General features: G+C 69.3%; 16 protein-coding genes, 1 tRNA gene and 2 rRNA genes. 8 read left to right on the top strand and 11 right to left on the bottom strand.

The window, feature by feature from the left end:
- Positions 1-98: 98 nt before the first annotated feature.
- Together O7613_RS24060 and O7613_RS24065 are read left to right on the top strand one after the other, a co-directional pair.
- On the top strand, positions 99-713 hold the full coding sequence (locus tag O7613_RS24060; protein WP_282290127.1) for a hypothetical protein: 615 nt from the start codon (positions 99-101) through the stop codon (positions 711-713).
- Positions 710-1,240 carry a hypothetical protein gene (locus O7613_RS24065; RefSeq protein WP_282290128.1) on the top strand — a complete coding sequence of 177 codons (531 nt, stop codon included), beginning with the start codon at positions 710-712 and terminating at the stop codon, positions 1,238-1,240. Before O7613_RS24060 ends, O7613_RS24065 begins: the two co-directional genes overlap by 4 nt.
- 37 nt (positions 1,241-1,277) lie before the next feature.
- Here O7613_RS24065 and O7613_RS24070 read toward each other — a convergent pair.
- Positions 1,278-1,367 (bottom strand) — tRNA-Ser (locus tag O7613_RS24070).
- A 75-nt stretch (positions 1,368-1,442) separates the two neighbouring features.
- Here O7613_RS24070 and deoD point away from each other — a divergent pair.
- Positions 1,443-2,150 (top strand): purine-nucleoside phosphorylase, encoded by a 708-nt coding sequence (deoD, locus tag O7613_RS24075; protein WP_281586150.1) that lies wholly within the window; start codon positions 1,443-1,445, stop codon positions 2,148-2,150.
- Between the two features lie 104 nt (positions 2,151-2,254).
- Here the strand turns inward: deoD and O7613_RS24080 are convergent, their stop codons facing one another.
- The 3 genes from O7613_RS24080 to O7613_RS24090 all read right to left on the bottom strand — a co-directional run bounded on the left by O7613_RS24080 (position 2,255) and on the right by O7613_RS24090 (position 4,095).
- A complete protein-coding gene (locus O7613_RS24080) occupies positions 2,255-2,785 on the bottom strand; it encodes a nucleoside deaminase (RefSeq protein ID WP_348775423.1) in 531 nt (176 codons plus the stop codon).
- Positions 2,786-2,852: 67 nt separating this feature from the next.
- Positions 2,853-3,380: a tRNA adenosine deaminase-associated protein gene (locus O7613_RS24085; RefSeq protein WP_282285347.1), complete on the bottom strand. Its 528-nt coding sequence runs from the start codon at positions 3,378-3,380 to the stop codon at positions 2,853-2,855.
- A gap of 364 nt (positions 3,381-3,744) precedes the next feature.
- Positions 3,745-4,095 (bottom strand): hypothetical protein, encoded by a 351-nt coding sequence (locus O7613_RS24090; protein ID WP_282294605.1) that lies wholly within the window; start codon positions 4,093-4,095, stop codon positions 3,745-3,747.
- A gap of 153 nt (positions 4,096-4,248) precedes the next feature.
- On the opposite strand from O7613_RS24090, the gene O7613_RS24095 reads away from it, so the two are divergent.
- Both O7613_RS24095 and O7613_RS24100 read left to right on the top strand, forming a co-directional pair.
- Entirely contained in the window at positions 4,249-4,992 is a 744-nt protein-coding gene (locus O7613_RS24095; RefSeq protein ID WP_282290130.1) for a M23 family metallopeptidase, read from the top strand.
- 57 nt (positions 4,993-5,049) lie between these two features.
- Positions 5,050-6,120 (top strand): PHP domain-containing protein, encoded by a 1,071-nt coding sequence (locus O7613_RS24100; RefSeq protein WP_281586144.1) that lies wholly within the window; start codon positions 5,050-5,052, stop codon positions 6,118-6,120.
- A gap of 4 nt (positions 6,121-6,124) precedes the next feature.
- Here O7613_RS24100 and O7613_RS24105 read toward each other — a convergent pair whose 3' ends face one another.
- On the bottom strand, positions 6,125-7,132 hold the full coding sequence (locus O7613_RS24105) for a DMT family transporter (protein WP_282290131.1): 1,008 nt from the start codon (positions 7,130-7,132) through the stop codon (positions 6,125-6,127).
- A 117-nt stretch (positions 7,133-7,249) separates the two neighbouring features.
- Between O7613_RS24105 and O7613_RS24110 the strand changes: the two genes are divergently transcribed.
- The gene (locus O7613_RS24110; protein ID WP_282290132.1) at positions 7,250-7,846 is read left to right on the top strand and encodes a Uma2 family endonuclease; all 597 of its coding nucleotides are present in this window, start codon (positions 7,250-7,252) and stop codon (positions 7,844-7,846) included.
- A gap of 51 nt (positions 7,847-7,897) precedes the next feature.
- Positions 7,898-9,568 carry a DUF885 domain-containing protein gene (locus O7613_RS24115; protein ID WP_282290133.1) on the top strand — a complete coding sequence of 557 codons (1,671 nt, stop codon included), beginning with the start codon at positions 7,898-7,900 and terminating at the stop codon, positions 9,566-9,568.
- A 63-nt stretch (positions 9,569-9,631) separates the two neighbouring features.
- Here O7613_RS24115 and O7613_RS24120 read toward each other — a convergent pair whose 3' ends face one another.
- The 3 genes from O7613_RS24120 to nudC all read right to left on the bottom strand — a co-directional run bounded on the left by O7613_RS24120 (position 9,632) and on the right by nudC (position 13,134).
- Positions 9,632-11,158: a DUF6114 domain-containing protein gene (locus tag O7613_RS24120; protein WP_282290135.1), complete on the bottom strand. Its 1,527-nt coding sequence runs from the start codon at positions 11,156-11,158 to the stop codon at positions 9,632-9,634.
- Positions 11,159-11,238: 80 nt separating this feature from the next.
- A complete protein-coding gene (locus O7613_RS24125; protein ID WP_281586136.1) occupies positions 11,239-11,838 on the bottom strand; it encodes a DUF6230 family protein in 600 nt (199 codons plus the stop codon).
- 390 nt (positions 11,839-12,228) lie between these two features.
- Entirely contained in the window at positions 12,229-13,134 is a 906-nt protein-coding gene (gene nudC, locus O7613_RS24130) for an NAD(+) diphosphatase (RefSeq protein ID WP_282290136.1), read from the bottom strand.
- 186 nt (positions 13,135-13,320) lie between these two features.
- On the opposite strand from nudC, the gene O7613_RS24135 reads away from it, so the two are divergent.
- Positions 13,321-15,135, top strand: a complete 1,815-nt coding sequence (locus O7613_RS24135) for a VanW family protein (RefSeq protein ID WP_281586132.1) — start codon at positions 13,321-13,323, stop codon at positions 15,133-15,135.
- A 69-nt stretch (positions 15,136-15,204) separates the two neighbouring features.
- Here the strand turns inward: O7613_RS24135 and O7613_RS24140 are convergent, their stop codons facing one another.
- The 3 genes from O7613_RS24140 to O7613_RS24150 all read right to left on the bottom strand — a co-directional run bounded on the left by O7613_RS24140 (position 15,205) and on the right by O7613_RS24150 (position 19,334).
- A complete protein-coding gene (locus tag O7613_RS24140; RefSeq protein ID WP_281586130.1) occupies positions 15,205-15,831 on the bottom strand; it encodes an NADPH-dependent F420 reductase in 627 nt (208 codons plus the stop codon).
- 201 nt (positions 15,832-16,032) lie between these two features.
- Positions 16,033-16,149: ribosomal RNA gene (rrf, locus tag O7613_RS24145) — 5S ribosomal RNA — on the bottom strand.
- A 75-nt stretch (positions 16,150-16,224) separates the two neighbouring features.
- A 23S ribosomal RNA gene (locus O7613_RS24150) occupies positions 16,225-19,334 on the bottom strand.
- Positions 19,335-19,695 lie beyond the last annotated feature (361 nt).

Consider the following 19,695-nt stretch of genomic DNA (forward strand, 5'->3'; position numbering starts at 1 on the left):
CGACAGCCGGAAACCATCCGGCTACGACCGGGGGTTTTCCACCATCCCCGTCGTACACATGTTCTATCCACAGCCTGTGGACGCACCTGGGGGATCGGATGAGTTACCAGCTCAGCGCCGTGGTCGCGGACGTCGAGCTGCTCCGCGAGCAGACCGCCGACCTGGACCACGCGGTGCTGGCCGCGCTCCGGCAGGACTTCGCGCTGCTGCCGGTCACCCCGCAGCTCGTGGCGGAGCTGACCGGCGCGCCGCCGGACTTCGCCACCGACGAGCCGTGCGCCGTGCGTCCGTTCCGGCTCGTCCTCTCCCCGCCGCTGGCGGAGCTGCTGGCCCGCTGGTCGAGGCCCGGCCCGGTGGCATACCTGGAGGCGGAGTTCGCCGGCGGGCTGGGCCACCAGGCGGCCGTGGTGTGGCTGGGCGGCGAGGTGAGCTGGGGGCCGCGCCACGACGGCGCGCTGGACCGGCCGCGCGCCGAGTGGCCGATCAACGCGGCGCTGGCCCGGCTGGGCGTCGAGCCGGGCGCGTGGATCGACCCGTTCGCCGAGCTGGGCCTGCATCTGGAACGGGACACGGACGGTTGGCTGGCGCACGGCCGGCGCGGGCTGTCCGCCGACTACTGGGACGAGCTGGCCGAAGAATGGGAATCGCGCCAATCCGGCCGGCACCAGCAACCTCTTCGCCCCGGTCCCGTTGGGGACTGGGGGATTACATGAAATCACGACAATTCGGTTTTATAGCCGCACTGCTGGTCGCCGCTTCCGCCACCGGGAGCGGCGTCCGTCCACAGGGACCGGACGTGGCGGCCCGGCCGGTCGGCGCCGCCGAGGTGGTCAGCCTGAACGGCCTGCGCAACGCGGAGTTCGGCGCCACCGAGGACGACCTGACCCGGCGTGGCCTGCTGCGCACCGACGAGGACGCCTGCGGGCCCACACTTGCCGGACACGGCTCGGTCAGCCCGATCTTCGTCGACGACCGGCTCGTCCTGCTCTGGCTCGACGACCCGATAACCACGCCGGAGGGGATCAGCGCCGGCACACCGGTCGCCGAGGTGCGCGCCGCGTACCCCGGCGCCGCCGCGCTGCCGGCCCCGCCCGGCAGCCACCGCTTCGCCGGGCTGCTGGCCCGCGACGGCGACCGCGGATACCTGTTCCTGCACGACGGCGTCACCGTCCGAAAGATCATCGTCGGGTACGCGGACTGGGCCCGCCGCCTCTTCGACGAGGGCTACGGCCCCTGCTGACGACGAAGCGCCCGGGGATTCCGGGCGCTTCGGCGATTGGCGGTGGCGGCGGGATTTGAACCCGCGGAGGGCGTAAACCCTCACACGCTTTCGAGGCGTGCTCCTTAGGCCACTCGGACACGCCACCGCCGACGAGGGTACAGGACCACCGGTACGGACGCCGAGCCGGTATCCCGTCGGCCGGCCTGGCAGGATCTTTGCCATGAGTACGCACATCGGCGCTGAGCCGGGAGAGATCGCCGAGCGGGTCCTGATGCCGGGCGACCCGCTGCGGGCGAAGTGGATCGCGGAGACCTACCTCGAGGAGGCCCGCTGCTACACGACGGTGCGCGGCATGCTGGGCTTCACCGGCCGGTGGAACGGCGTCGACGTCTCCGTCCAGGGCTCCGGCATGGGCATGCCGTCCGCCTCCATCTACGCCCACGAGCTGATCAACGACTACGGCGTGCGGACGCTGATCCGGGTGGGCTCCTGCGGCGCCCTGACCGAGGACCTGCAGTTGCGGGACGTGGTGGCCGCGATCGGCTCGTCCACCGACTCGAACATGAACCGGATGCGCTTCGACGGGCTGATCGACTACGCCCCGGTGGCCGACTTCGGGCTGCTGCGTACCTCGGTCGACGTGGCCGAGCGGCGCGGCATCAGCATGCGGGTCGGCCCGATCCTGGCCGCGGACGCCTTCTACACCGACCGGCCGGACCTCTACGACACGCTCGCCGACTACGGCGTGCTGGCGGTGGAGATGGAGTCGGCGGCGCTCTACACCATCGCGGCGCGGTTCAAGGCCCGCGCGCTGACCATCCTGACCGTCAGCGACCACATCAAGACCGGTGAGAAGACCACGTCGCAGGAGCGTGAGCAGACGTTCGGCCAGATGGTCGAGATCGCCCTCGACACCGCCATCGCCTGACCGTCCCGTTTCCGCCCGCCCCCGCCACCGCCCGGTGCCGGGGGGCGGCGGCTTGTTAAGCGGGGGCCCCGCCTCTACCGGATGCGTTAAGCGGGGCCCCCGCCTTACCTGAAAAAGGCGCGCAGCAACGCGGCGCTCTCCGGTGCGAGGACGCCGCCGTACACCTCGGGGCGGTGCGGGAGGCGGCGGTCGCGCAGCACGTCCCAGAGCGAGCCGACCGCGCCCGTCTTCGGCTCCCACGCCCCGAACACCACTGTCGGTACGCGGGCCAGCGCGATCGCTCCGGCGCACATGGTGCACGGCTCCAGCGTGACCACGAGCGTGCAGCCGTCCAGCCGCCACCGGCCCAGCCGCCGGGCGGCCCGGCGCAGCGCCAGCACCTCGGCATGTGCGGTGGGGTCACCGGTCAGTTCCCGCTCGTTGCGTCCGATCGCCAGTTCGGCGCCGTCAGGTCCGTAGAGCACCGCCCCGACCGGCACGTCGTCGACGCCCTCGGCGGGCGGCCCGCCGTCCGGGCCGGTCGCCGCGACCTGAAGGGCCCGGCGCATCCACAGCTCGTGCCGTTGCCGGCGGCCCACCGTGCCCGGGTCGGTCAGCCCCTCGTCGGCGCCGGGGCCGGGACGCGATGTCCCCACGGTCTCCAGCGCCGGGTCGGTGGCGTCGGCCGGCTCGGTGGCGCCGGGCGTCACATGCTCGCCGGGCTCAGACCTCACGCAGCTCCTCGACCTCGTCCGCGCAGCCGAGCACCTGGCAGATCTCGGCGGTCACGTCGGCCGGCATGTTGCCGTCGTGCGCGCAGAGCGCGAGCAGCTTCTGCGCCGAGATGCCCAGGTCGGCGAGGAGGTCGGCGTCGCCCACCGGGTCGGCCTCCGGGTCCACGGCCGGCTGCTCCTCGGTCTCGTCGTCGCCGCCGGACGGGCGCGGCTCGTCGACCTCCTCCAGGCCGGTGACCGAGGTCTTCAGGTCGCCGACGAGCAACGCGCCCAGCCGGGACTCCTCCGCGTACGCCGAGTCGGAGCCGAACACGCGCAGGTCCTCGCCCTCGTCCAGGCGCAGGACCACCAGGTAGGTGTCGTCCGCCTCGACGAACAGCAGCGAGATGTCCGCGTCCGGCTCGACGTCGCGCAGGCGGTCGGCCGCCTCCTCGATGTCGGTGACTCCCCGCAGGCTCACCTCGCCGGCGCTCCAGCCGCCGTCGACGCGCGCCACGGCAGCAGCGAAGTACGACACGGTCCCCCCAAACTGGCTTCGGCGGCACGCCGACAACTCACGCGATGCACGTTAACCGGTCGGGTCGGCGGGCGACCGGTCAACGCCCCGTAAGGGGCCGGCCGTTCCTGGAGAAAGCCGGTCAGCCGGTGACGCGGCGACGCGTGGCGATCAGTTGGCGAAGACGCGCGCTGTGCGCCCGCTGCGGCCGTTCGCGCTGCTGAACCGCTCGGGCACCGGCCAACTCGGCGAGGATCTGAAGGCGTCGGCGGCTCCGATCGGGGTCGAGCCGCGGCGGTGTGGTCCAGGCCATACGGCGAGCGTGAACCGTCACCGCCCGTACGTCAAGATGGTCTTCGCTACGCAGCGAAACCGGCACCGAAGGTCACCAGAGCGGCCAGTCGCCGGTCTGCGCCCACCGCACGGCGACGATCGCCGCGGCGATGCTCCAGCCGCCGGCGATGACGATCGCCACGCCGGTGGCGACCCCGCGGTCGCCGTGTCGGACCAGCACCGCGGCCACCGCCCAGGCCAGCCCGCCGGCCAGCAGCGTCCACCAGGCGTATCCGGCCACGTCGCGGCCGACCAGCCCGAACAGCAGCAGCCAGGCGAACGTGGCCACCGCGCCGATCGCGACGCCCGCGCCGGTGACCGGGTACGGCTCGCGGTAGCTGGGCCGCGTCGACCCGCCGGACGGGAAGAGCCCCGACGGGGTACGCGGCGGCGGGTGGAACACCGCCGGGCCGGTCTGCTCGGATCCGCCGTGCCACCCGTTCGCCACCGCTGCTCCCTCCCCTGGACCACGCCCGCGACATCACGCACAGTGACACCCCGTCGTGGGTGGGTCTCGGCGTTCGTTCCTACGGTAGTGGTCTGCCAGGATGATCGGATGCGCTCGCCATCGATCGGACGCCGCGCGCGTCCGGCGTACCCGGTCCTGCTGCTCGTCGCGGCGCTCGCCGCCGGGTGCGACCGGCCCGAAGCGCCCGCCGACGCGTGGCAGGATCCCAGCCCGATGGTGACCGCGGCGCAGCCTGCGGCGCCGACGGCGAGCCCGGCCACGTCCGTCGCCCCGACCCCGACCCCGACCCGCGCGGCGACGCGGCGGGTCTTCCCGGTCCGGGCCGGCAACGTCGACTACCACCCGACGCACGGTGGCTATCCGGGCACCGACATCTTCGCCGACTGCGGTGAGCCGGTGGTGGCGGTCACCGACGGCGTGGTCCTTGAGGTGAGCCGGGTGGACCGGTTCGACAAGCGTGGTCCGCTGGGGCCGAACAACGGTGGGCTCTCGGTGTCGCTGCTCGGCGACGACGGGGTGCGCTACTACGGCTCCCACCTGAGCGCGATCACCGCCAACGTGGACGCCGGGGTACGCGTCCGCGCCGGGCAGCAACTCGGCAAGGTGGGCCGCACGGGCAACGCGAACAACGTGTGCCACCTGCACTTCGGGCTGTCGCCGAAGTGCACCGGCCACGACGACTGGTGGATCCGTCGGGGCGTGGTCTGGCCGGCGCCCTACCTGAACTCCTGGCGCAAGGGCAGCAACCGCTCCCCGGTCGCCGAGGTCACCGCCTGGCAGCGCAAGCACGGCTGTCCGAAGTCGCCGGGTCGCTCCGGCTCGGGCGGGTGACCCGACGCGCGGTCCGCCGGCGCACGGCGGGCGGCCGGAGCGCGTAGGTTCCAGGGCATGAGTGCCCGGGATCCCATCGCCGACCTGCGCCGGATCGCGTTCCTGCTGGAGCGGGCGAACGAGGCCACCTATCGGGTACGGGCGTTCCGGTCGGCGGCGAACGCGCTCGGCGCGCTGCCGAGCGGCGAGGTGGCCGAGCGGGCCCGCACCGGGAAGCTGACCGAGCTGGCCGGCGTCGGTGACGTCACCGCCCGTTGCGTGGCCGAGTCGTTGGCCGGCGAGGAGCCGGTCTACCTGCGCCGGCTGCTGGCCACCGAGGGCACCGACCTGGACGAGGAGGCGGCGAAGCTGCGGGACGCGCTGCGCGGCGACTGCCACAGCCACTCGGACTGGTCCGACGGCGGCTCACCGATCGAGGAGATGGCGCTGGCCGCGGTCGAGCTGGGCCACGAATATCTGGTACTCACCGACCACTCGCCCCGGCTCAAGGTGGCCCGGGGGCTCACCGCGGACCGCTTGCGCCGGCAGCTCGACCACGTGGCGGCGGTCAACGAGGCGTTGCCGAAGGGCTTCCGCATCCTCACCGGCATCGAGGTCGACATCCTCGCCGACGGTTCGCTCGACCAGACCGACGAGCTGCTGGCCCGGCTGGACGTGGTGGTCGGCTCGGTGCACAGCGGCCTGAACGACGACCGGGCGAAGATGACCCGCCGGATGCTCACCGCGGTCGCCAACCCGCACCTGGACATCCTGGGGCACTGCACCGGCCGGATGGTGTCGTCCCGGCCGGCCGGCGTGACCGGCCCGGGTGACAAGGGACACCGGGCGCGTACCCGCAAGGAGAGCGACTTCGATCCGGATGCCGTCTTCGCCGCGTGCGCGGAGCACGACGTGGCCGTCGAGATCAACTCGCGGCCGGAGCGGCAGGACCCGCCGAAGCGGCTGATCCGCCGCGCCCTGGAGGCCGGCTGCCGGTTCGCCATCGACACCGACGCGCACGCCCCCGGGCAGCTCGACTGGCAGCGCTTCGGCTGCGAGCGCGCGGCGCGCTGCGGCGTACCGGCGGACCGGGTGGTCAACACCTGGACCGCCGACCGCCTGGTGAGGTGGACGACGAGCCGGGGCTGAGCGGTCAGCCCCGGACGGCCGCCTGGATCACCGGATCGCCGGCAGGCGCCGACTCGGACTCCGGGACGGCGGCCGCCACCGGCTGCGCGCCGGGGCGACGCCGGCCGAACAGGCCCTGCGCGACCGCCACGCCGACAAGCACGACGAACGCCCCCACCGGCTGGTGCCAGTTCGTCCGTTCGCCGAGGACCACGGCGCCGACGAGCACCGCGAAGACCGGGATCAGGTACGTCACGGTGGACGCCGTGCTGGCGCCGGCCAGCCGGATGTTCCGCATGTTGATCACGAAGGCCAGCCCGGTGCCGAGCGCGCCCAGCGCGAGCACGCTCCCCACCACCCGCCACGACAGGCCGGTCGGCACCGGCGGGGCACCGGCCACGAACGGTGCGACAAGCGCGAGCTGCGCGCTCGCCACGAGCAGTTGGGCGGCCGACAGCGACAGGCCGGAGTGCGTGCTGCCGGCGATGAACCTCTTCTGGTAGGGGATCGCCAGGCCGTAGCAGGCCGCCGCGCCGAAGCACATGAGCTGGCCGGTGAAGTGGGCGCCGCCGACGCCCTCCCAGACGCCGAGCACCACGAGCACGCCGACGAAGCCCAGCGCCAGCCCGACCGCCCGCCGCGCGGTCAGCCGTTCGGTGCGGAACACGAGCACCGCCATCGGCAGCACGATAAGCGGCGTGGTGGCGTTCCAGATGCCGGCGAGCATGGACTCGACCCGCTGCTCGCCGAAGCCGAACAGGGTGAACGGCAGCGCGACGCCGAACGCGGCCACCACCAGCAGGTGGGCCCAGATCCGGGGCTCGCGGGGCAGCCGGTCGCGCAGCACGGCCAGCACCACCAGCAGCGTGGCCGCGCCGGTGGCCACCCGGTAGAGGGTGAGGTGCACGGGATGCAGCTCGCTCACCCCGACCTTGATGAAGAGGAAGCTGGAACCCCAGATCGCGGCAAGTGCGACGAACCCGGGCAGCCAACTGCGCAGTGGCGCCCGGTCAGGAGCGGTCTCGACGGTCACCCCTGACACTCTGCCCCTCGGGTACGACGAAGTCGCGCGAAAATCGGACGTGGTGTCGACCGCCACAGCAACCGACCTACAGTGGGAGCGTTGACCGGTCGAGGAGGTGACACGTCGATGGCCATGCCCATGCGTTTCGATCCGCTCGTCGATTTCGACGGCATGTGGACCACCGGGCTCGCCGACCGTTACCTCCCGTTGCGCGAGTTGCCGAGCACGCGCTACGAGTGCATCGACGGAAGGCTGGTCATGACCCCCGCCGAGACCGCCACCAACAGCTATGCCGAGGGTGAGTTGATGCACCTGCTCAAGCCGGCAGCGAAGGAGGCCGGCTACTACGTCTTCGGTCAGGTGAACCTGACCTTCACCCCCGATCGCTGGATCCAGCCCGACCTGACCATCCTGCACACGTTGCCCGGGACCGACCAGGAGGACCGCTGGATCCCGGCCCGGCTGTGCACCATGGCGGTGGAGTTCGTGTCGCCGGGCAGTCGACGCCAGGACTTCGTGGACAAGCCGCGTCGCTGCGCCGAGGCCGGGGTGCCGTACTTCATGCAGATGCAGATCGCCCGCCAGATCCGGCACGTCGGCGTCGAATTCCTGACGCTCGACGACGGCGGCTACGTCGGCACGGCCCAGGCCGTCAGCGGCCAACGACTCAAGCTGGACCTGCCGTTCCCGATCGACTTCGATCCGGCGGACCTGCTGCCCTGACACGGCGAACACGCTCGACACCGGGGCGGTCCGGTCACGTAGGGTCGCCCCGTGGGACGAATCGATGACCTCGCCAACCGATACGTGGCCCAGTGGGCTCCGCTGAGCCCGACCGGCGCCACCTACGTCGGCATCGCCGGCTACGACGACCAGCTCGACGACCTCTCCCCCGACGGGTACGCGGCCCGCGCCGAACTGACCCGGCGCACGCTCGGCGAACTCGACGTCATCGAGCCGGAGACCGAGGCGGAGCGGATCGCCCAGGAGGCGATGCAGGAACGCCTCGGGCTGGAACTCGCCCGGTACGACGCCGGCGAGCTCACCAGCGAGGTCAACGTCATCGCCAGCGGGCTGCACGAGCTCCGGATGGTCTTCGACCTGATGCCGACCGACGGCGAGGAGGCGAAGGCCAACGTGGCCGCCCGGCTCAACCGCTTCGCGTCGGCGCTCGACGGCTACAAGCGCACGCTCCGCGAGGCCGCGGCGGTCGGCCGGGTCAGCTCACAGGTGCAGTTGGTCGAGGTCGCCAAGCAGTGCGACGCCTGGGTCGACCCGGACGGCGACAACTTCTTCCACGGCCTGGTCGAACGCCTCGACTCCGACGGCCCGCTCGGCGCCGAGCTGCGCAAGGGCGCCGCCGCCGCGACCGCGGCCACCGCCGAGTTCGGGCACTTCCTCCGCACCGAGCTGGCCCCGGAGGGGCGGCAGAAGCAGGCCGCCGGCCGGGAGCGCTACGAACTGGCCTCGCAGTACTTCCTCGGCGCGAAGGTCGACCTGGACGAGACGTACGCCTGGGGTTTCGCGGAGTTGGCCCGCCTGGAGGCCGACATGCGGACGGTGGCCGGGCGGATCGTCGGCCCCGGTGCCACGATCGACGACGCGGTCCGCGCGCTCGACGCCGACCCGGCGCGGACCATCCGGGGCAAGGAGGCGTTCCGCGACTGGATGCAGGCGCTCGCCGACGGCGCGATCAGCGAGCTCGCCGGCACCCACTTCGACATCCCGGAGCAGATCCGCCGGATCGAGTGTCGGCTCGCGCCGACGAGCGACGGCGCCATCTACTACACCGGGCCGAGCGAGGACTTCTCCCGGCCGGGGCGGATGTGGTGGGCGGTGCCGCAGGGCATCACCGAATTCTCCACCTGGCGCGAGGTGACCACCGTCTATCACGAGGGCGTGCCGGGTCACCATCTCCAGGTCGCCCAGACCGCCGTCCGGGCCGACCTGCTCAACCGCTGGCAGCGGCTGCTCTGCTGGGTGTCCGGGCACGGTGAGGGCTGGGCGCTCTACGCCGAGCGGCTGATGGACGAGCTGGGCTACCTGGACGATCCCGGCGACCGGCTCGGCATGCTCGACGGGCAGGCGCTGCGGGCCGCCCGGGTGATCGTCGACATCGGCATGCACCTGGAGTTGGCGATCCCGAAGGACAACCCGTTCGGTTTCCACCCGGGCGAGCGCTGGACGCCGGAGCTGGGCTGGGAGTTCATGCGGGCGCACTGCCGGGTGCCGGACGAGAACCTGCGCTTCGAGTTGAACCGCTACCTGGGGTGGCCGGGGCAGGCGCCCTCGTACAAGGTGGGCGAGCGGATCTGGTTGCAGGCCCGGGAGGAGGCGAAGGCCCGCAAGGGCGCCGACTTCGACCTGAAGGAGTTCCACCGTCAGGCGCTCGACCTGGGCGCGCTGGGGCTCGACCCGCTGCGCCGGGCGCTGGCCCGCATCTGAGTTTCCCCGAACGCGACGGCCGGGGTCGGAGGTTCTTCCGACCCCGGCCGTTTCGTCGTCCGGTCAGGCCAGGTCGACCCGGAGCTTCGGCGTGGCGCTGAGCTTCTTCGAGTGCTCGTAGGCCAGCGTGATCACCGGGTCGTCGAAGCTGAGCGGAATCGGCGAGGTGACCGGAATGCCGTCCGGGAACGGCAGGTCCGGCGTCAGCGTGATCTTGATGCCGAGCACGCGCCCGACGAACCGGGTGGCGTAGAACGCGACGTCACCCTCGACGGTGAGCTCGTCGGTGACGTACCGCTGCTTCTTGCCCGCCGGGCCGCTCGCAAGCAGCGTGAAGTCATCGGTCACCGCCTTGTCCATGGTGAACTTCAGGCACTTGAGCTTGCCGCGGTAGGTGGGCAGCTCGACGATGCCCTCGAAGCGCAGCCCGGTCATCGTGACCTTGGAGCCGGTGAGCAGCGAGGGCGGGTCGGCGACGAGGGGTTGGTCGGGGTCGGCGGCCAGCTTGGGCAGCGGCTTGCCCTCCTCGACCGGCTTCGGCTTGGTCGGGGCCGGGTCGGCGTCGTCGCAGTCGGCGTCCGGCTTCGCCGGGGTCGACGGCTTCGCGCTGCCGCCGGGCTTCGGCGTGGCGCTTCCGCTCGCGGCGGCGGTCGAGGGTGACGGTGCCGGCTCGGCCTTGTCCTTCCCACCGGTGAACAGGCCGGTGATGCCGTCGACGATGTCGGTCAGCAGGTTGCCGTCCGAGTCCTCTTCCTCCGGCTCGGCCGGGGCGGTGGCGCTCGGGCTGGCCGACGGCGACGCCGAGGCGGTCTTCGAGGCGGTCGGCTTCGGCTTCGGCTTCGGCGCCGGCGCCGATGTGGTCGGGCAGGCAGCCGGCGCGGCGACCGCCGGCCGCTGGTCGCGGACCGCGAGCAGCCCGGCCGCGGAGACGGCGAGGACGAGCAGGATCGCGTACGTCCTGGGCGGGTGACCCGGGCGGCGTGGGGTGTCGGCGTCCGGCGTCTCGACGGCCGGTTCCGTGGGCGCGGCCTCGCGCAGCGGGTTGCGCGGCGCGGGCAGCGTGTCGGTGAGGACTCCGGTGGTGTCGTCCTCCCGCTGCCGGGGCAGCAGCTCGTCGACCAGGGCCGGCTGCGGCTCGTCGGCCGGCTCCTCCGCCGGCTCGTCGACCGGATCCACGGGCGTCGCCGGGGGGTCCGCCTTCTTGCTCGGCACCCAGGCGAAGCCGAGCGCGCTGCCGACCATGCCGAGCAGCAGGCCGATGAAGAAGCCGCCGAGGTTGACCCCGATCAGCGAGTAGAGCGCGGTGATCGCCGCGACCACCGCGTAGAACATCCGCTGGGCCGGGCTGAACCAGAGCAGCATGCCGCAGGCCACGAGGATGGTCGGGATGAGCCAGGACAGGAAGCCGGTGGGCCCCATCTGGAACGAGAGGCCGTTCAAACTCATCTGGGTGGTGCCGAAGATCTCCAGACCGGCCAGGGCGGTGAAGAGTCCACCCCAGAACGGCCGCTCCCGGCGCCACCGGCGGAAGCCACGCCACGCCTGGCCGAGCCGACCGGGCCGGGCCTGCCGCGTTTCGGCGGTTGTCACGTACTCCTCCTGGCGGTGCTGACGGGGTGAGACATGGTCGAGGCCCGCGGAGGGCGCCCTCCGCGGGCCTCGCCCTCAGATCAGAAGCATTCCTTGGCGTCCTTGCCCACGTTGACCTTCAGCTTCAGCCCGTTGAGGGTGAAGACACCGGCGCTCGTCGAGCGCGCCACCTGCTTGAGCCCCTTGATGGTCACCACGTCGGCGCTCTGCCCGAACGCGCCCGGCTGGCCCTGCTTCGCGTTGAGCTCGTTGGCGTCGCGGCCGATCTGGATGTTCTCGAACGTGGCATCGCCCTCGAGCGAGTCCATGTCGATCAGCAGGTTGGTCGCGGTGGCCGGCTTGCCGCCGCCACCGGCGTTGATGGTCAGCACGATCGGGATGCCCGGCAGGCTGGCGTCGACCGACTGGCAGAGGTCGTAGAGCTTGGCGTCGGCGATCTCGGAGACGGCCACCGGGTGCTTGGTGCCGTTCTTCTCCTCGACCATGCCGCCGTACTGCTTGAAGCCGTTGCCGACAAGCGTCGAGGCGCCGACCTTGAAGGTCTGCCCCGACACCGCGAACGACGCCGCGATGGCGCCGTTGGCCATGCCCAGCACGATGCCGCCGGCCACGACGGTCGCCGGCACCATCATCGCGGCGAAGCGCCGCCAGCGGGTGCCACCACTCACCTGGTCACTCACAAAGTCCTCCTCGACGGGGGTGCGTCACCGGACGCGGGTCGCGACGCGGGACGGGAAAGCTGCGGGGCGGCGCGGAAGCCGTTGTGCCGAACGGGGCGCGCGGTCGCGGATTGGATGCTCTCGCGAAGCGACAGAGCTCACAAGACCCTTGCTACTGGCGGGTAACACAACTGTGGTATCAAGATCGATTGTGGTTACCAACGGTTAACATCCCGGCGACTCGGCGGCCTGGGCAAAACGACACGATTACGACGGGACGCCGGGCCGGTTTCACCAGCGGTAGCCGTCGCACCCAAACATCACAGTTTGGTAACGGCAAGCTGCAAAGGGGCTGGGTGTGAGGAGACCGTCACCCGTCCGGTCAGGCTCGGCCGCCGGCCGGAGGACGGATCAGGCCCGCGCGTCCAACCACGACCCCAGCAGGTGGCGGTCGATCGAGTCGATCCGGCCGAGGGGACGCCCCGCGGCCACCCGGGCCCGCAGCTCCGCCCGGGTGAACCACCGCGCCTCCACCACTTCCTCGCCGTCGACCCGAACCCGCGTCGACACCGCCGTCGCCCGGAAGCCGACCATCAGCCCAGCGGGAAACGGCCACGCCTGCGAGCCCTGGTAGACCACCTCGCCCACGGCCACCCCGGCCTCCTCGCCGACCTCCCGCCGGACCGCGTCCTCCAGGCTCTCGCCGATCTCCACGAACCCGGCGAGCGTCGACCAGGAATCCTCCGCCGCGCCCCGATGCCGGGCCAGCAGGCAACGCGCCGGCTCACCCGGCGCCTCGACGAGCATGATGACCGCCGGCTCGATCCGCGGGAACAGCAACCGGCCGCAGCCCGCGCCGCCGCAGGAGCGGAGGTGCCCGCCCGAGCCGACCACCGTCGCCGCGCCGCAACCACCGCAGAACCGCTGGCCGCGATGCCAGTGCAACAACCCCTTCGCGTACGCCAGGACGGCCGCCTCGGCCGCGCCCAGCTCACCCACGAGCGCCCGGACGTCCACCGCCTCGACCGCGCCGGCCAGCTCGCACGCCTCGCCCTCGCCCCGGCCGGAGAGGTCGACGGCGAACAGCGCCCGCCCCTCGTCCAACCCGAGGAAGACCGTCTCGTCCGCACCGGCGAGCAGCCCGGCCGCGTCCACCACCGCCGGCCGCACCGGTGCCCGCACCGCGTCGACGAGGCACCGATCGCGCCACAGCGGCAGCAGCACGCTCGCCGGATCGGTCAACCGCGCCGCGAGCCACCCCGGGTCACCGCGCAACGCCGCCGCCCGGTCCAGCCATCCGCCGCCGTACGCCAACACCCGCCCACCGTGTCACGATCAGCGCCGGAACGGGGACCCGAAACGGGTGATCGGTACGACACCGCCGCCCGCCCGACACGACCGCCGGCCGGAGACTCCCGACCGGCCCGAGCGTTGGTTACCGTAGGTGTCTCCCGCGGGGGAAGCGGTCCCCGCGCATGTACTTCCGATCGAGGTTGAGTGACGATGCACGGCGAAAAGATGCCGGCTGCCGACGACCGGCCCACCGTCAAGGTAGCGGCGGTGAGCTGGCCCGGAGTCGAGCTGGAGCCGGTCGCCACACCGCCCACCGGCGACGGCGGCGGGCCCACCCGCTCCCGACGCGCCCGGCTGCTGCTGGCCGGCGGGCTCACCGCCGCCCTGCTCGCGGGCGGCATCGGCGTCGGCGCCTACGCGTACGCCGGTGACGTCCCCCGCGGCACCACAGTGCTCGGCACCGAGCTGGGCGGCCGGAGCCGAGCGGAGGCCGCCCGGGCGCTCCGCGCCGAGCTGGAGCGCCGGGCCGACGCGCTGAACGCTCCGCTGGCGGTCACGGTCGGGGAGAAGAAGGCCGAGTTGAACCCGGCCGACGTCGGGCTCGCCATCGACGTGGACGCCACCGTGGCGGCGGCAGCCGCCGCCGACGCGCACGCGGTGAGCCGGCTGGTCGGCTCGCGCGCGGTCGACCCGGTGGTGACTGTCGACACCGACCGGCTCGACGCCGCCCTGCGCGAGGTGATGGGTGACCAGGGTCAGGAGATGACCGTGCCGACCATCATCTGGACCGGCACCACGCCCAAACCGGTCTATCCGAAGCCGGCGCTGACCGTGGACCCGGCCGGCGCGACGCCGGCGGTCACCTCCGCGTGGCTCGCCGCCCGACCGGTCACCGTGCCGCTCGTGGAGAAGTGGCCGGCGACCAGCCGCGAGGAGGTGGACCGGCTCGTCACCGAGCTGGCCCGGCCGGCCGTCGCCGCGCCCGTCACGCTCACCACAGGTGGTGGCTCGGTCACCATCCCACCCGCCGCCATCGCCCGATCGTTGCGTTTCTCGACCGACGACGCCGGCACGATCACCCCGCGCGTCGACGTCAAGCGGCTGCGCACCGCGCTCGGCGACAAACTGACGAAGCTTGAGAAGGAGCCGCGCGACGCCGGGCTTACCATCAGCGGCGGCAAGCCGAAGGTGGTGCCCAGCCGCGCCGGCCGCCAGGTCGACGCCGCCGCGCTCGGCCCGGCGCTGCTGGCGGTGCTGCCCAAGGCGGACGACCGCACGGTGACCGCCGAGCTCAAGCCGGCCGCCCCCGAGCTGACCGAGGCCAAGCTGGCCGAGCTGGGCATCAAGGAGCGGGTCTCCACCTTCACCACCCGGTTCACCGGTGGTCTCTCCTCCCCCCGCAGCCAGAACATCGTCCAGGCGGCCAAGGACGTGGACGGCACGATCGTGCGGCCGGGGGAGACCTTCTCGCTCAACGCGCACACCGGGGAGCGCGGCTACGACCAGGGCTACCAGGACGCGCCCACGATCGTGGGCGGCAAGCTGGTGCCCGGCGTGGGCGGCGGCGTCTCGCAGTTCACCACGACGCTGTTCAACGCCACCTACTACGCCGGCATGGAGGACGTCGAGCACAAGCCGCACTCGTTCTACTTCAGCCGCTACCCGGCCGTGATCGAGTCGACCATCTACTGGCCGCAGCTCGACTTCAAGTTTCGCAACAACACCCCGCACGGCGTGCTCATCGACACCTCGTACACGGCCGATTCGATCACCGTGTCGATCTGGAGCACCAAGATCTATGACAGCGTCAAGACCGAGTACGGCCCCCGCCGTAACATCACCCAGCCGAAGACCGTCTACCTGAAGCCGGGCCCGAGCTGCATCTCCGCGGCCGGCGGCATCGGATTCGCCCAGGACGCGTTCCGGGTGATCAAAAAGGACGGCAAGGTGATCAAGCGGGAGAAGTTCAGCTGGCGCTACGACGCCGAGCCGCGCTTCATCTGCGCCAAGGATCCGAACGCCTGACCCCGGACACGAGGAAGGCCCCGCCTGGCGGGGCCTTCCCTCATTGCTCGGTGCTTTTGCTCGGCGCGCTCAGGGCCGCGCCGCGGCCAGCCCCTCCCGCACGCCGTCCGCATCGCGGTCGGTGCCGTAGACAGGCGTGTCGGGCTGCTGACGCCAGCTCTCGTCGAGCGTGCCGGCGTCGACCGCGTCGAACCCCAGCTCGTCCACCAGCCCCATGACCACCCGCTTGGCGTCCGCGTCGTCACCGGCCACCGGCAGGGCGATCCGGCCCGGGGAGCCGGCCGGCTTGCCCTCGTCCATCAGGTGCGCTGCCTGGATGTTGTTGAACGCCTTCACCACCCGGGCACCCTTGAGGTGGTCGGCCGTCCAGCGACTGGAGCTGAGGCTACGGTCCAGCAGTTCGGCGACATCGCCGTCCCGCTGCGGGTAGTAGTTGTTCGCGTCGACGACCAGTTTGCCCTCGAAGACTGCCGGGGGTAGCTGCGGCACCGCCTTCAGCGGGATCGCGACGACCACCAGTTCCGCGCCCTGGACCGTCTCCTCCAGGCCGGCAGCCCGGGCGCCGGTCTCCGTGGCGAGGTCGGTCAGGCTCTGCGGACCGCGGGAGTTGGTTACCACGACGTCGTGGCCGAGTGAACTCAGACGACGGGTGAGGGTGCCCCCGATGTGCCCCGACCCGATGATTCCGATCTCCATGACCACTCCTGTACCCCGGCAGGTCCGTCCCGATCGCAAACCTGCCGTACGCCATGTCACGTTTCCGAAACCGCCAGGCCGGCGGGGAACCCGCCGGGCGGTCCCGGCTCGACGGTACGAGATGCGGCACCCTGCCCGTGGTGATTCCCGCCGAACGCAGTTCAGGGCCACCCCGTGGGGGTGGCCCTGAACTGAAGGTTTGTCCGGCGGTGTCCTACTCTCCCACACCCTCCCGAGTGCAGTACCATCGGCGCTGGAGGGCTTAGCTTCCGGGTTCGGAATGTTACCGGGCGTTTCCCCTCCGCCATGACCGCCGTAACTCTATGAACATGTCAACCAACCCCTGGCGGGTGGTGTTTGTTCAGAGTTGCACAGTGGACGCGTAGCAGCTTGGTAGTCAAGTCCTCGGCCTATTAGTACCGGTCAACTGAACCCGTTACCGGGCTTACATTTCCGGCCTATCAACCCAGTCGTCTAGCTGGGGGCCTTACCCCACAAAGTGGGTGGGATACCTCATCTTGAAGCGAGCTTCCCGCTTAGATGCTTTCAGCGGTTATCCCTTCCGAACGTAGCTAACCAGCCGTGCCCCTGGCGGGACAACTGGCACACCAGAGGTTCGTCCGTCCCGGTCCTCTCGTACTAGGGACAGCCCTTCTCAAGTATCCTACGCGCACGGCGGATAGGGACCGAACTGTCTCACGACGTTCTAAACCCAGCTCGCGTACCGCTTTAATGGGCGAACAGCCCAACCCTTGGGACCTGCTACAGCCCCAGGATGCGACGAGCCGACATCGAGGTGCCAAACCATCCCGTCGATATGGACTCTTGGGGAAGATCAGCCTGTTATCCCCGGGGTACCTTTTATCCGTTGAGCGACACCGCTTCCACATGCCAGTGCCGGATCACTAGTCCCGACTTTCGTCCCTGCTCGACCTGTCAGTCTCACAGTCAAGCTCCCTTGTGCACTTGCACTCAACACCTGATTGCCAACCAGGCTGAGGGAACCTTTGGGCGCCTCCGTTACCCTTTAGGAGGCAACCGCCCCAGTTAAACTACCCACCAGACACTGTCCCTGAACCGGATAACGGTCCGAAGTTAGATACCCAAATCAACCAGAGTGGTATTTCAAGATTGCCTCCACCTATACTGGCGTATAGACTTCACCGGCTCCCACCTATCCTACACAAGCTAATTCAGATACCAATGTCAAGCTATAGTAAAGGTCCCGGGGTCTTTCCGTCCTGCCGCGCGTAACGAGCATCTTTACTCGTAATGCAATTTCGCCGGGCCTGTGGTTGAGACAGTGGGGAAGTCGTTACGCCATTCGTGCAGGTCGGAACTTACCCGACAAGGAATTTCGCTACCTTAGGATGGTTATAGTTACCACCGCCGTTTACTGGCGCTTAAGTTCTCCGCTTCGCCCCGAAGAGCTAACAGGTCCCCTTAACGTTCCAGCACCGGGCAGGCGTCAGTCCATATACATCGAATTACTTCTTCGCATGGACCTGTGTTTTTAGTAAACAGTCGCTTCCCCCTGCTCTCTGCGGCCATACAACGCTCCACCCGCGCGGGGCTTCACGTCTCCGGCCCCCCTTCTCCCTAAGTTACGGGGGCAATTTGCCGAGTTCCTTAACCACAGTTCGCCCGATCGCCTCGGTATTCTCTACCTGACCACCTGTGTCGGTTTGGGGTACGGGCCGCTCAGAACTCGCTAGAGGCTTTTCTCGGCAGCATAGGATCACTGACTTCACCTGAATCGGCTCGGCATCACGTCTCAGCCTACATGCGCCGCGGATTTACCTACGACACGGCCTACACGCTTACCCCGGCACAACCACCGGCCGGGATCAGCTACCTTCCTGCGTCACCCCATCGCTTGACTACTACCCGCCAGGTTCCCACGCTCCCCACAATCCGTCCGAAGACATCACGCAGTTCGGGTGGTTAGCACAACGAGGTTCATCAGGGACGCTCTTTCGCGGGTACGGGAATATCAACCCGTTGTCCATCGACTACGCCTCTCGGCCTCGCCTTAGGTCCCGACTCACCCAGGGCGGATTAGCCTGGCCCTGGAACCCTTGGTCATCCGGCGGAAGGGTTTCTCACCCTTCTTTCGCTACTCATGCCTGCATTCTCACTCGTGCCGTGTCCACAACTAGGTCACCCCGTCGCTTCACCCCCGGCACGACGCTCCCCTACCCATCCACACACCTGCACCTGATATCAAGACCAGACGAGGTTGAAATGTGAATGCCACAGCTTCGGCGGTGTGCTTGAGCCCCGCTACATTGTCGGCGCGGAACCACTTGACCAGTGAGCTATTACGCACTCTTTAAAGGGTGGCTGCTTCTAAGCCAACCTCCTGGTTGTCTATGCGACCCCACATCCTTTTCCACTTAGCACACGCTTAGGGGCCTTAGCTGGTGATCTGGGCTGTTTCCCTCTCGACTACGAAGCTTATCCCCCGCAGTCTCACTGCCGCGCTCTCACTTACCGGCATTCGGAGTTTGGCTGATTTCGGTAAGCTTGTGGGCCCCCTAGACCATCCAGTGCTCTACCTCCGGCAAGAAACACGCGACGCTGCACCTAAATGCATTTCGGGGAGAACCAGCTATCACGGAGTTTGATTGGCCTTTCACCCCTAACCACAGGTCATCCCCCAACTTTTCAACGTTGGTGGGTTCGGCCCTCCACGCGGTCTTACCCGCGCTTCAGCCTGCCCATGGCTAGATCACTCCGCTTCGGGTCTAGAGCATGCGACTAAAAAACGCCCTATTCAGACTCGCTTTCGCTACGGCTCCCCCACACGGGTTAACCTCGCCACATGCCACTAACTCGCAGGCTCATTCTTCAAAAGGCACGCCGTCACCCCGTAAGGCTCCGACGGATTGTAGGCGAACGGTTTCAGGTACTATTTCACTCCCCTCCCGGGGTACTTTTCACCATTCCCTCACGGTACTCGTCCGCTATCGGTCACCAGGAAGTATTTAGGCTTACCAGGTGGTCCTGGCAGATTCACGGCAGATTTCAGGAGTCCGCCGCTACTCGGGAACACCCACAGAAGACCAGCAGCTTTCACCTACCGGACTATCACCGTCTACGGTCAGCCATTCCAGACTGTTCGACTAACCACTGGCTTTGTAACTCCTCCAACAGATGTCAGTCTGTTGAGCAGGGTCCCACAACCCCGACCACGCAACCCCTGACAGGTATCACACGCAGCCGGTTTAGCCTCAATCCGCTTTCGCTCGCCACTACTCACGGAATCACTATTTGTTTTCTCTTCCTACGGGTACTGAGATGTTTCACTTCCCCGCGTTCCCCCCACACACCCTATGTGTTCAGGTGCGGGTGACATCACATGACTGATGCCGGGTTCCCCCATTCGGACACCCTGGGATCACAGCTTGGTTGACAGCTCCCCCAGGCCTATCGCGGCCTCCCACGTCCTTCATCGGCTCCTGGTGCCAAGGCATCCACCGTTCGCCCTTGACAACTTGACCACAAAGATGCTCGCGTCCACTGTGCAATTCTCAACAAACAACCAACCCACAACCCGACACGTCCCACACCAACAACCCGGCAACCGCCGGCGGTATGCGAGACCAGGCCATGCCTGGCGCCAACCCGAGACAACGCCTCGGACTTCGGCTCCGAAAAAACAACCACTGCGGATTGTTCCTTCAGGACCCAACAGGGTGCTTTGCGCTACTCCTCAGCCGCACCAGAATCTTCGCTCCCACCAACCCGAAAGCCGGCTGTACGAGAAGAATCGGCCGTTGCCGAGGAAAAACTGGCCAGTGTCTCCGCCATCCGAGCACCCCGCCACCACATTCGGGCAGCGCGGGCTCCATACCAGCCTTC

Origin of the sequence: Micromonospora sp. WMMD975 (genome assembly GCF_029581215.1) — a bacterium.
Lineage (GTDB): Bacteria > Actinomycetota > Actinomycetes > Mycobacteriales > Micromonosporaceae > Micromonospora.